Annotated in this window: 13 protein-coding genes; 7 read left to right on the forward strand and 6 right to left on the reverse strand. The window is 74.2% G+C overall.

Annotation, left to right across the window (positions count from 1 at the left end):
* Nucleotides 1-137: 137 nt before the first annotated feature.
* The 4 genes from BLU95_RS13535 to BLU95_RS13550 all read left to right on the forward strand — a co-directional run bounded on the left by BLU95_RS13535 (nucleotide 138) and on the right by BLU95_RS13550 (nucleotide 3788).
* Entirely contained in the window at nucleotides 138-1277 is a 1140-nt protein-coding gene (locus BLU95_RS13535) for an amidohydrolase family protein (protein WP_093860240.1), read from the forward strand.
* Between the two features lie 446 nt (nucleotides 1278-1723).
* Nucleotides 1724-2461 (forward strand): SDR family NAD(P)-dependent oxidoreductase, encoded by a 738-nt coding sequence (locus tag BLU95_RS13540; protein WP_286158648.1) that lies wholly within the window; start codon nucleotides 1724-1726, stop codon nucleotides 2459-2461.
* Nucleotides 2462-2529: 68 nt separating this feature from the next.
* Nucleotides 2530-2910 (forward strand): SchA/CurD-like domain-containing protein, encoded by a 381-nt coding sequence (locus BLU95_RS13545; protein ID WP_030396597.1) that lies wholly within the window; start codon nucleotides 2530-2532, stop codon nucleotides 2908-2910.
* A 5-nt stretch (nucleotides 2911-2915) separates the two neighbouring features.
* Nucleotides 2916-3788, forward strand: a complete 873-nt coding sequence (locus tag BLU95_RS13550) for an LLM class flavin-dependent oxidoreductase (RefSeq protein WP_093864858.1) — start codon at nucleotides 2916-2918, stop codon at nucleotides 3786-3788.
* 202 nt (nucleotides 3789-3990) lie between these two features.
* Here the strand turns inward: BLU95_RS13550 and BLU95_RS13555 are convergent, their stop codons facing one another.
* The 4 genes from BLU95_RS13555 to BLU95_RS13570 all read right to left on the reverse strand — a co-directional run bounded on the left by BLU95_RS13555 (nucleotide 3991) and on the right by BLU95_RS13570 (nucleotide 7391).
* A complete protein-coding gene (locus BLU95_RS13555) occupies nucleotides 3991-4629 on the reverse strand; it encodes a TetR/AcrR family transcriptional regulator (RefSeq protein ID WP_093860241.1) in 639 nt (212 codons plus the stop codon).
* A 185-nt stretch (nucleotides 4630-4814) separates the two neighbouring features.
* Nucleotides 4815-5321 carry a quercetin 2,3-dioxygenase gene (locus tag BLU95_RS13560; RefSeq protein WP_231978554.1) on the reverse strand — a complete coding sequence of 169 codons (507 nt, stop codon included), beginning with the start codon at nucleotides 5319-5321 and terminating at the stop codon, nucleotides 4815-4817.
* A gap of 71 nt (nucleotides 5322-5392) precedes the next feature.
* On the reverse strand, nucleotides 5393-6382 hold the full coding sequence (locus BLU95_RS13565) for an alpha-ketoacid dehydrogenase subunit beta (RefSeq protein ID WP_093860242.1): 990 nt from the start codon (nucleotides 6380-6382) through the stop codon (nucleotides 5393-5395).
* Between the two features lie 22 nt (nucleotides 6383-6404).
* Nucleotides 6405-7391, reverse strand: coding sequence for a thiamine pyrophosphate-dependent dehydrogenase E1 component subunit alpha (locus BLU95_RS13570; protein WP_197698758.1), 987 nt, complete (start codon nucleotides 7389-7391; stop codon nucleotides 6405-6407).
* A 362-nt stretch (nucleotides 7392-7753) separates the two neighbouring features.
* Between BLU95_RS13570 and BLU95_RS13575 the strand changes: the two genes are divergently transcribed.
* The gene (locus tag BLU95_RS13575; RefSeq protein ID WP_093860243.1) at nucleotides 7754-8653 is read left to right on the forward strand and encodes a sensor histidine kinase; all 900 of its coding nucleotides are present in this window, start codon (nucleotides 7754-7756) and stop codon (nucleotides 8651-8653) included.
* Between the two features lie 132 nt (nucleotides 8654-8785).
* Nucleotides 8786-9442 (forward strand): response regulator, encoded by a 657-nt coding sequence (locus BLU95_RS13580; RefSeq protein ID WP_030396604.1) that lies wholly within the window; start codon nucleotides 8786-8788, stop codon nucleotides 9440-9442.
* Between the two features lie 179 nt (nucleotides 9443-9621).
* Here the strand turns inward: BLU95_RS13580 and BLU95_RS13585 are convergent, their stop codons facing one another.
* Entirely contained in the window at nucleotides 9622-9891 is a 270-nt protein-coding gene (locus tag BLU95_RS13585; protein WP_093860244.1) for a DUF6059 family protein, read from the reverse strand.
* A gap of 200 nt (nucleotides 9892-10091) precedes the next feature.
* Complete coding sequence (locus tag BLU95_RS13590) at nucleotides 10092-11114, reverse strand: medium chain dehydrogenase/reductase family protein (protein ID WP_093860245.1); 1023 nt, start codon at nucleotides 11112-11114, stop codon at nucleotides 10092-10094.
* A gap of 169 nt (nucleotides 11115-11283) precedes the next feature.
* Here BLU95_RS13590 and BLU95_RS13595 point away from each other — a divergent pair, with 169 nt between their 5' ends.
* A complete protein-coding gene (locus tag BLU95_RS13595) occupies nucleotides 11284-11913 on the forward strand; it encodes a TetR/AcrR family transcriptional regulator (protein WP_093860246.1) in 630 nt (209 codons plus the stop codon).
* Nucleotides 11914-11944: the final 31 nt, after the last annotated feature.

An 11944-nucleotide genomic window follows, 5' to 3' on the forward strand; every position in this document is an offset into this window, starting at 1 on the left:
CGGATTCCGGGCCGTGTTGACGCGCCCACCGGACGCACCCTACGGTGCGAGCGGGCACTCACTCACTGAGCGCCCAGGGCCCGCGACCACCCCGCCGCGCCGACCGGCCGGCGGACATCCCAGGAGGTGCCGAGCCGATGACGATCGATGTGCACGGCCACATCACGTCGCCCGAACTCTTCCGCCGCTTCCCCATGCCGCCGAGCCTCGTCGACGTCGACGGCATGGTGGAGCTCAAGGCGGCGGCCGGGATCACCATGTCCCTGGTCGGCAGTCCCGTCGGCGCGGGCACCATGGTGCGCACGCCCGGGCTGGACAACTACCGCCAGCCGCTGGACACCCTCGAACGCTTCCACGACTGGCTGGGCGAGCAGGTCCGGGCCCGGCCCGCGGCACTGCGCGGCTACGTCTACACCAACCCGCTCGGATCCGACGCCGAACTCGCCGCCGCCGCGAAGCGGTTGGAGCAGGACGAATTCGTCGGGCTGATGGTCAACTCCAGCATCGAGGGCCGGTTCCTGGACACCCCGCAGGCCGACGCCTTCTTCGCGATGGCCGCGCAGTACCGCACCCCGGTGATGCTGCACCCGCCGGCCGAACCGGCCGGGGCCGGGGAGCTCGACGACCTGCGGCTGGTCGAGCAGATCGCCCGGCCGTGCGACGTCACGCTGGGGACGGCCGCGGTGCTGTTCGCCGGGTGGCTGGAGAAGTACCCGGACCTGCGGATCGTCGCCCCGGTCTGCGGCGGCGGGCTGCCGCTGCTGCTGGAGCGGCTGGAGCTGGCCCGGCGGATGCCGGTCACCTTCGGCCGGCCGGGCGGGGCCCCGGGCGGGCCGCCCGGCGGGCCTCCGGCCGGCGTTCCCGGCGGGCCTCCGCCGGGGGTCGGCGGTCCCGGTGCCGGTGGCCCGGGCGGTCCCGGCGGACCGGGGACCGGTGGGCCCGGTGGACCGGGGGGACCGGGCGGACCGGGGTCCGGTGGACCGGGGGGACCGGGCGCCGCGCCGGCCGGGCCCGCCGTGCCGCCGCTGGCCGAGGCCCTGCGCCGGGTCTACGTCGACACCGCGACCCCGAGCCTGCGGGCCGTGGCCGCCGCCGTCGACGCCTTCGGGGCCGGCAACGTCATGTTCGGCACCGACTCCCCGCCGATGAGCGCGCCGCTGGACGCCTCGCTGAACCGGCTGAACGGGCTCGGCCTGGATCCGGCCGACGTCGCGCGGATCCGGCACGACAACGCCGCCGGGCTGTTCGGCCTGCCCGGCGCACCCGACGCCACCTGAACCCGGTCCCGCCCGCACCGGGCGGGACCGGACCCGACGCCGGCCGAGCGGACCCGGACAGCACCGGGCCCGGACTCATCACCACCCCCGGCGTCCCCCGATCCGACGCCCCGTCGGATTCCCCGCACCACCGACACGCGACAGGGAGGTGCTGTCATGACGGCAGCCGCACCGACCCCACCGTCCGGGCCGCCCGGCGGACGCCCGGGCGGCGGACCGCCCCCTGGCTTCGGCGGGCCACCCCGGGGGCGGGCGGGCCGCCTCCGGGCCCCGGCGGACCTCCGCCGGGATTCGGAGGCCCCCCGCCCGGATTCGGCGGACCGCCCCCCGGCGTCGGCGGACCCCCGCCGGGCGTCGGCGGACCGCCCCCCGGCTTCGCCGCCCCGCCCCGGCCCGCGCCCGAACGCGTCCCCGCCGACCGGGAGTTCCTCGGCAGCCGGGTCCTGCTGGTCGGCGGCTACGGCAGCATCGGTGCCGCCGTCGCCGAGGACCTCGCCGCCCAGGGCGCCCGGGTCGCGGTGGCCGGCCGTTCGCTGAAGAAGGCCGAGGAGACCGCCGAACGGCTCGCGCCGCTGGCCGCCCGCGGCGGCACCGTGGTGCCGCACGCCGTGGACGTCGCCGACCGCGCCGACGTGGACCGGCTGGTGGCGGCCGTGACCGCCGACTGGGGCGGCGTCGACGTCCTGGTGAACTGCGCCAGCGCGCTGGTCACCGTCGGCGCCGAGGACATCTCCGAGGAGGACTGGCGCACCATCGTCGACACCAACCTGCTGGGCGCCTTCTGGCTCTCCCAGTCGGTCGGCCGGGCGATGATCGCGGCCGGCGGTGGCCGGATCGTCCATCTCTCCTCGGTGCGCGGCAAGTTCGGCGCCCGGCGCGGCTTCAGCGCGTACGGCGCCAGCAAGGCCGGCCTGGACCTGCTGGTCAAGCAGCTGGCCTCGGAATGGGGCCGGCACGGGATCGCGGTCAACGCGGTCGCCCCCGGCTTCGTCCGCACCGACTTCGTCCAGGAGAACGCGAGCAACCCGGAGTTCATGCGGATGGTGCTCGGCCGGATCCCGCTCGGCCGCACCGCCGAACTGCACGAGGTGGCCGACGCGGTCACCTTCCTCGCCTCGCCGCGGGCCGGCTTCATCAGCGGCCAGGTGCTGTACGTGGACGGCGGCGTCACCACCAGCCAGTGAGACCCCGCCCGCACCGCCCCACACCCACCGACGGGCCGAGCCCGGCCCGGAGAACCCAGGAGACGACCATGAGCACGTGGCACGCGCTGTACTACCCGCTGCTTCCGGGCAGCGAGGACATCGTCAAGGACCTGTTCCGCAAGAGCGGCCGCCCGGACTTCGACGTCAAGAGCCCCGACGGCACCGTGGTCGGCAAGCTCCTCGGCACCCAGGCCTTCGTCGGCAAGGAACTGGCCGTCCGGGTGATCGAGATCGAGGGCCCGCTGCCGCTGGTCGCCGCGCACATGAGCCAGCAGCCCGCCGTCCGCGAGTTCGAGCGCGAGCTGGAGAAGCACCTCGCCGTCCCGCGCGACATGACCAGCCGCGAGGGCGCGCAGGCGTTCTTCCGGCTGGCCTCGATGGAGAACGTGCTCTCCCGCCGCCACGACCAGCCGCTCGAAGGCGAGTGAACCCGATGAAGATCGGAATCGGACTCCCCACCTCGCTGGCCGGTGCGGCCGGCGCCGACGTGGTCGCCTGGGCCCGGCTCGCCGAACAGGCCGGCTACTCCACTCTCGGCACCATCGACCGTCTGGTGCACACCAGTTGGGAACCGCTCACCACGCTGGCCGCGGCCGCCGCGGTGACCGAGCGGATCGGCCTGGCGACCAGCATCCTGATCTCCCCGCTGCGCAACAACACCGCGCTGCTGGCCAAGCAGGCGGCCACCGTGGACCGGCTCTCCGGCGGCCGGCTCACCCTCGGCATGGCGGTCGGCTCGCGTCCGGACGACTTCGAGGTCGGCCAGGTGGAGAAGGCCGGCCGCGGTGCCCGGACCGGCACCCAGGTGGCCGAGCTGCGGCGGCACTGGGCCGACGCGCAGTCCGGCCGGGAGCCCTCGGTCGGACCGGCTCCGATCCGGCCGAACGGGCCGGAGCTGATCCTCGGCGGGCACTCCCCGGCCGCGCTGGCCCGGGCGGCCCGGCTGGGCGACGGGTGGATCGGCGGCGGCACCGGACCGATCATGTTCGCGCAGGGCGCCCAGGCGCTGCGCGAGCAGTGGGCGGCCGAGGGCCGGGAAGGGGCGCCCCGGCTGGTGGCGCTCGCCTACTTCGCGCTCGGCGCGGACGGCACCAAGCACACCGAGGGCTACCTGCGGTCGTACTACCGCGACGCCGGGCCGTTCGTCGAGCACATCCTGCGCGGCGCGGCCGACAACCCCGGCAAGCTGCGCGGACTGGTCGGCAAGTACGCCGAGTCGGGCTGCGACGAGCTGTTGCTGATGCCCTGTGCCGGGGACCTCGGCCAGGTCGAGGCGGCGGCCCAGGTGCTGGGCCTCCAGGGCTGAGCACCGCGGGGGCACGGGGAGGGGCGGACGGCCGCGGGCCGTCCGCCCCTCCCCGTTGTCCCGGGTCCACGCTTCCGGGCGGGTCCGGGCGGCGACGGTCCCCGGGAGGCGACGGTCCTCGGGCGGTGACGGGCCCGGGCATGCGGAAGCCCGTCGCGCGGCGGTTCTCGCCGGGCGACGGGCCGTTCCGCACTCCGGTGGTTCAGCGGGCCTTGGCACGCCCCCGCGCCGGCGCCGGCGCCGACCGGGCGGCCGGGGCCAGCGTCCGCCAGAGCTGCCGGACGAAGGCCTCCGCCTCCCGCAGCGGCTCCGACCCGGTGCCCGGGGCGGCGAACACGCCCCCGTAGGCGGCCAGGTAGCAGGCGCCCAGCAGGAGCTGGGACGCCGCCACCGGATCCGCGTCCCCGCTGACCAGATCGGCCCGCTGGGCCCGGCGCAGGTAGTCGGCCAGCAGCTCGACGGCCCGGTGCGGCCCGGCGTTGTTGGCCTGCATCCACTCCCGGTGGCGGTCGAGCAGCTTGGGCTCGGCGAAGACGGACAGCAGCATCGGCATCGACGCGCGGTAGAACGCGAGCGCCTCCTCCGCCACCTGCTGGAGGGACGCCCGCACCTCGCCCTCGCTGCCGATCTCCTCCGGCAGCGCCCGCAGCACCGGCAGCAGGCCCGGCAGCCGCTCGGCGAGGACGGCCAGGAAGACGTCCTCCTTGCTCCGGAAGTGCCGGTAGATGGTGCCCTCGGAACAGCCCGCCACCTCGGCGATCTCCTTGGTGGTGCAGCGGGCCATGCCGAGGTCACGGATCACCCGCTCGGCGGCGTCGACGATCTGCTCGCGCATACTCATGAAGGCTCCGAAGGGACGGGGCGGCCGGCTTCCGAGCGGGCCGCGGCTGCGGAGGGGCACCCGAAGGATAGCGTGCAGGTGAGTACCCGCTCACCGATTTCGCCGGGCGCCCCGAACGGCGCGCCGGCCCCGCCGCCCACGAGGGGCGCCGGGGCCGGCGAGACATGCTTCAGCGGTGGCTCCGCTCAGCGGGGCGGCCCGGCGGGCCCGCCGACGCCGGGCGGCGGCCCGACCAGCTGCACCCCGAGCGGCGCCAGCTCGCCGAGCAGCCGGGCGAAGTCCGGCGGGCCCTGGAGCGGCGGCGGCAGCTCGAGGCTGGTGGCCGGCTCGCCGGTCCTGAAGAACCACTCCTCGAAGCCGGCCGGGGTGCCCAGCACCAGGAAGCGGGTGCCCTCGGTCTCCACCCGGTACTGGTGCGCGATGCCGCGCGGCGCGAAGACCGTGGCGCCCGGACCGACCTTGTGCTCGTCGTCGCCGATCCGCAGCACCATCTCACCCTCCTGGACGATGAAGAACTCGTCCTCGCGGGTGTGCAGGTGGACCGGCGAGGCGTAACCCGCCGGGGAGAGCTGCTCGGCGAGCCAGAACTGCCCGTTGGTCTCGGCGCCGGTCGCCTTGAACTGGAGCAGCGCGCCCACGTGCCAGATGGCGCGGCCCTCGTCGGGCTGCTTCACGAACGGTTGGGACGTCACTCGGTTCCTCCTCGGTCGGCGGGCCCTCGTCCGGGGCCCGGCAGCACAGCGGTACGGAAACTGATCGATCGTCAGCGCGGCTGTACGGCCGCGTCCTTCACCAGGCCGGTGGCGCGCACGGCGGCGGCCACCTGGTCCGGGCCGGGGGCGAAGGCGTCCTCCAGCTCGGGGCTGAACGGCACCGGCGCGTGCGGCCCGGTGACCATCCTGACCGGCCCGCGCAGGGCGGCGAAACGGTCCTGCGCGACCTGGGCGGCGATGTCGGTGGCCAGACTGCAGCGCGGGTGCGCCTCGTCCACCACGACCAGCCGGCCGGTCCGCTCGACGCTGCCGTAGATGGTCGAGGTGTCCAGCGGCGACAGCGTCCGGGGGTCGATCACCTCGATCTGCACGCCCTCGGCGGCCAGTTGCTCGGCCGCGGCGAGCGCGACCGACACCATCCGGCCGATCGCGACCACCGTGCAGTCGGTGCCGGGCCGGACCACCTTGGCCGAGCCGAAGGGGATCGCGTACGGCTCCTCGGGCACGCCGCCGGGCACGAAGTAGAGCATCTTGTGCTCCAGGAACAGCACCGGGTCGTCGTCCACCAGCGCCTGCGCCATCAGCCCCTTGGCGTCGTACGCGTTGGACGGCGCGACCACCTTGAGGCCGGGCAGGTGGACGAAGAGCGGGTGCAGCGCCTGCGAGTGCTGGGCGCCGCGGCGCAGGCCGGTGCCCCACATCGCGCGCAGCACCAGCGGCACCGAGATCCGGCCGCCGGCCATGTAGCGCAGCTTGGCGGCCTGGTTGGCGATCTGGTCGAAGGCGACGGTGGCGAAGTCGACGAACAGCAGGTCGACCACCGGCCGCAGCCCGGTCGCGGCGGCGCCGACCGCGGCACCGACGAAGGCCGCCTCGGTGATCGGCATGTCGAGCACCCGGTCCGGGAACTCCAGGTGGAGGCCCTTGGTCGGGCCCCAGGCGTTGGTGCTGTCCTCGCCCATCAGGACCACCGAGCGATCGAAGCGCATCTGCTGCGCCAGCGCCTCGCCGATGGCCTGCTGGTAGGTGATCGTGCGCATGGGACTCCCTCCTCGGAGCGGGTCAGCGGGTGTAGACGTGGTCGAGCAGGGTGCGCGGGTCGGCCGTGAAGGGCTCCGAGGCGGCCGTGACGGCGGCCTCGACCAGAGCGGTCGCGTCCCGGTCGATCCGGTCCAGCTCGAAGGCGGCGGGTCCGGCGACGCTGCCGTCGGCGATCCGGGAGCGGAGCAGCAGCAGCGGGTCGGACTCGGTGCGCAGCCGCTCCGGGTCGGCGTCCGGCCGGTAGGACTGGTCGTCCCAGAGCTCCATGTGGCCGTGGAAGCGCTCGGCCCGGAACTCCAGCACGGTCGGGCCCTCGCCGGCCCGGGCGCGCCGCACCGCCTCGGCGGTGGCGGCGTGCACGGCGATCACGTCGTAGCCGTCCACCACCGCCCCGGGGATCCCGAAGCCGGCCGCGCGCTGGGCCATGTCGGTGCCGGAGAAGTGCGCGGCGGCCGGGGTCGCCTGGGCGTAGCCGTTGTTCTCGATCGCGAAGATCACCGGCAGGTCGAGCATCCGGGCCAGCACCAGGCTCTCCAGGACGGCGCCCTGGTTGGCGCCGCCGTCGCCGGTGAAGGCCACCGACACCTGGCCGGTGCCCTGCTGACGCGCCGTCAGTGCGGCCCCGCAGGCGAGCGGGACACCGCCGCCAGCCAGGCCGTTGGCGCCGAGCATGCCGCGGTCGAAGTCCGCGATGTGCATCGAGCCGCCCTTGCCGCCGCAGATCCCGTCCGGGCGGCCGTGCAACTCCTTCATCATCGCCTCGACGTCGCAGCCCTTGGCGATCGCGTGACCGTGACCGCGGTGGGTGCTGGCGAGGTAGTCGTCCGGGGCGAGGGCCGCGCAGACACCGGCTGCGACGGCCTCCTGCCCGCTGTAGAGGTGGACCGCGCCGGGGAGGCTCTTCGCCAGTCCGTGCAGACGGTCCTCGAAGGCCCGGATCACACTCATCGTGCGGTAGATCTCGACGATCTGATCAACGGTCAGATCGGTGGTGCGGGATGTGCCCATGGGGTCGCCTCCTCGGCTCTCCGGGGGACGGCCGGCGGGGCGCCGTGCGCCTCGTTCGCCGGTCTCGCTCGTGGCCCGACTCCATGAGGGTAAGTGCTCACTCACATGGGTGCAACCAAGTGTCCGAATCCGTCACCGCCCCCTCCCCCACCCGCCCCTCCCACCCTTGCGCCCTGCGCAACCACGCCCCTAAGGTCTTGTCCCGGGTGGATTGGGATCACGGCATGGAAACGAACGACGGACCGGTACTCCGAGGTCCGCCGTGCCTGTTTTCGGACATGCCCTAGGAATTCCATTTCCCCGCGCCAGGAACGCCCGTGCACAGTGGGTAAGACGCGAGCGACGGGGGGATCTCAGGAACCATGCTGGACCAGATACTAAAATCCTCCGGCAGGGCCGACCGAAGACCGACCAACCTGGCCGCGAGCGGCGTCGGAGCGCTCGCTACGCGCGGTGAACGGAACACCTCCGACCGGATCGGTCGGCTGGTGAACACCCTGCTCGGGCTGGTCACCGGCCTCGGCGCAGCCGGCCTGCCACCGGCTCAGCCACGCCCCCGGCCGGCCGGCACGCCGGTCGACGAAGCGGAGTCCGACTGTCCGGCGGCCGCCGCCCGACTCGACGAACGCCGCCGTGTCCGCAGGGAGTTGCACGACTCCCTGGCCCCCAGGCTGGCCGCCCTGCACATGCGCATGGAACTCGCCGGCCTCGACCTGACCGGCGACGCCGACCAGGCCCCGGCCCTCCTGGCCCAGGCCCGGGAGGATGTCAGCACCGCGATCGCGGACGTCCGGCAGGTGATCCGGGACCTCGACACCTCCGAGCCCCGGACCGTCGCCGGCACCGGCACACTGCGCCAGTTCCTGCACCGGCAGGCCCGCGCCTTCGAGGAGGCCGGGGCCGGCCGGCTACGGGTCGTCACCGAGCTCCCGGCCGTCCTGGACGATTTTCCGACACGTGTCCAGAAAGAATTGAAGAACATCTCCGGCGAGGCTGTCGCCAATGTCGTCCGGCATGCCGGGGCATCGCTCTGCAGGATCTCCGCGTCGATCGGCCCGGAAGGCCTCGTCCTTTCCATCGAGGACGATGGGATCGGCATTTCCGGCGATGCGGTCGGCGGAATCGGACTTCCTTCGATGTGCCTGCGCACCAGAGAACTCGGCGGCTTTTTCTCGATCGGGACCAGGGCCCCGCACGGCACGGTGGTCCGGGTCCGACTGCCGCACTCGGCGCTCGTCGACGGCTCCCACCGGGTCGACTGACCGGCCCCTCGTCCGCTCTCCCCCGCCCCGGCGGCCACGGCCTCCGTGCCCGACCGACCCGTGCCGTTTCCCTGCGACCCCGTGCGCCCACCGAGTTGACCGTGTTCCCTCACCCTCCCCTTAGGAGCCCCCATGGATCCGGCCGTACCTCGAAACCTCCGCATCCTGGTCGTCGACGACCATGAGCTGTTCCGGGCGGGTTTGCGCCAACTCCTCGACCGGATCGACTCACTGACGGTGGTGGGCGAGGCCTCCAGCGGGGCCGACGTGCTCTCCGCGGTGGAACGGCTCGCGCCGGACGTCGTCCTGATGGACATCAGCATGCCCGGCACCGACGGCATCGAGGCGACCCGGACCCTGCTCGCCCGCCACCCCCGGGTGGCGGTGGTGATGCTGACGGCCGACGACAACGACGACTCCATCGTCGCGGCGGTCCGTGCGGGCGCACGGGGCTACCTGGTCAAGGGGGCCGGTCTGGACGACGTCCGCCGGGCGATCACCGCGGTCAGCCAGGGCGGGGCGCTGTTCGGCCCGGAGGCCGCCGCCCACCTGCTGGCCCAGGTCCGGCGGCCGGCTCCGGAGCGCGAGCCGTTCCCCGACCTGACCCCCCGGGAGATGGCGGTGCTGACCATGCTGGCCGACGGCCGCAACAACGCGCACATCGCCAATGAGTTCGGGCTCTCGATGAAGACGGTGCGCAACTACCTCTCCCGGATCTTCAGCAAGCTCCAGGTGGCCGACCGCGCCGAGGCGGCCGTCCGGGCCCGGCGGGCCGGGCTCGGCAGCTAGCCGCCCGCTCCGGAGGAGACCTCCGCCCGGGCCGGGCGGGCCGTTCGGACCGGACCGGACGGCCCGGCCACGCCGTTCGGACCAGGCCGGACGGCCGGCCCCGCCGGTCGCTCACGGATCCGGACCGGACGGCGGAACGGGCCCGGGGCAGGCCCGGGGCAGGCCCCCCGGGGGGCCGGTCAGCGGTCCAGCAGCTGCGCCCAGAGCTCCTCCTCGCGCCGGCTCAGCGGCTCGACCGGCGCCGAGGTCCGTTCCGGGTGCCACTCCGGCACCCCCACCGGAGGCAGCACGTCCTCCGGCTTCCGCGCCCCCGGCAGGGCGGAGGGCGAGGTCATCGCCCCCATCGCCAGACCGAGCCAGATCAGCCCGTCCGCCAGGTAGCGGCCGCCCCGCCGCATCCAGCGGCGCAGCAGCAGACGGCGGTGGGCACGGCGCAGGGCGGTACGCATCGGGGGGCCTCCGGCAGGACGGCGACGGGGGAAGCGGTGCTACCGCCATCCTGCGGACCGGCCGTCCCACCGTCATGGGTCGGGAATCCCCAACACGCTGGGAACCTTTCCTGCCCCGTCCCCGGCCGCCGCCCTCCCGACCGGGGACAGGAGTACGGCGACCCGGGCGCGCCCCGTGCCCTGGAGGCGCGCCCCTTCGGTCAGTCCGCGGCCGGGACGAGCACGATCTTCCCGGTGATCGCGGCGGTCTCCATCGCCCGGTGCGCGTCCGCCGCCTCCTCCAGCGGCATGGTGCGGCCCACCCGCGGCTTGACCAGGCCCTTCTGCAGCAGTTCCAGCACGGTCGCGAGGTCCTGCTGGTACGCGGCCGGGTGGGACTTCTCCAGGCTCCAGGCGTTGTAGAACAGCGTCCGCCTGCCGTCCGGGATCAGCTTCGGCAGCACGATGCCGCCCAGGAAGCCCTGGGCGCCGGTCAGCAGGTCCCGCTGGTTGCCGCGCAGCGCGGCGTTCTGGCCGAAGCCGACCATCACGCCGCCGCGCCGCACCGCCTGGTACGAGCGGAGGAAGTGCGGGCCGCCGACCGGGTCGAACACCGCGTCCACCGCGCCGCCCGGCAGGCCGCGCACCACCCGGCGGAAGTCCTCGGTGTCCCGGTCGATCGGGCGGCCGCCGAGCGCCCGCACCTGGTCGGCCCGGGCGGCGGAGCAGGTGCCGTAGACGGTGACCCCGGCGAGCGCGGCCAGCTCCAGGAAGGCGGTGCCGACGCCGCCGGACGCCCCGTGCACCAGGACGGTGCCGCCCTGCCGGACCTCGGCCACCCGGTGCAGCATCTGCTGGGCGATGAAGTAGTTCAGCGCGAGCGCCGAGGCCTCCACCGGGTCGACGCCCTCGGGCAGCGGAACCAGCCGGTTGGCGGCCACCAGCGCGTACTCCGCGTAGCCGCCGCTGCGCACCAACGCGACCACCCGGGTGCCCGGTTCGGGCGCCCTGGTGCCCGGTCCGACCTGGTCCACCACCCCCACCAGGTCGTATCCGGGGGTGAAGGGCCGCTTGGGCCCGCCGGGGATCACGCCGGCACGGAGCAGAATGTCACCGTAGGAGACTCCGGCGGCGAGCACCCGGACCCGGACCTGGCCGACGGCCGGTGCCGGGAGTTCGTCGCTGGACAGCCTCAGGACCTCGGCTCCGCCGAGCCTCGGCACACTCACATGGCGGTACCTCATCGTGGCCTCCGCAGTATGGGGGATGTCGTGACGGGAGTGGCGCCGGTCCTCTGCGGGGGGCGGGTGCGGGAGGCGAGCTCCGCCGCACCGTTCCCTGCCCCCGTATTTTTATATAGACTGAGTGTACAATGAATGTGATAGCACCCGCCTCAGGAGACGTCAACAGCCCATGAGCCCACGCCAGTACCGAGCCGGCCAACGCCAGGTAGCCGCCGAACAGACCCGCACCCGCATTCTGGAGGCGGCCTGCGAGCTGCTCACCGGGGAGAAGGGCCCGGCCTCGTTCAGCATGGACGCCGTCGCCAAGACCGCCGGAGTGGCGCGGATGACCGTCTACTACCAGTTCGACTCGAAGACCGGCCTGCTGGAGGCACTCTTCGACGATCTGGCCCAGCGCGGCGGGATGGCCAGGATGCCCGCGGCGTTCATGGCCCCCAGCGGCCGCGAGGCGCTCACCGCGCTGCTCGACGTGCTGAACGGCTTCTACGCCTCCGGCCGGGTCGCCCTGCGCCGGCTGCGCGGTCTGGGGATCCTCGACCCGGAGCTCGACACCGCGCTGCAGAGCCGCAGCGAGCGGCGGCGCGGCGGCCTCCAGGTGGTCCTGAACCGGCTGCTCGCCGACCGGGGCGCCGAGATCGACGAGGCCGGGCTCGACGAACTGGTGGAGATGCTGTTCATGCTGACCAGCTTCGAGACCTTCGACCTGCTGGCCGGCCCGGGCGGCGAGAGCGATCCGGTCGCCCGCCGCGTCGAGGAACTGATTCTCGCCGTTCTCGACCGCCGTCTCGCGGCGGCCTGACAGCCGGGCGGCTCCCCCGCCCACGACTCAC

Source organism: Streptomyces sp. TLI_053, from assembly GCF_900105395.1.
Lineage (GTDB): Bacteria > Actinomycetota > Actinomycetes > Streptomycetales > Streptomycetaceae > Kitasatospora.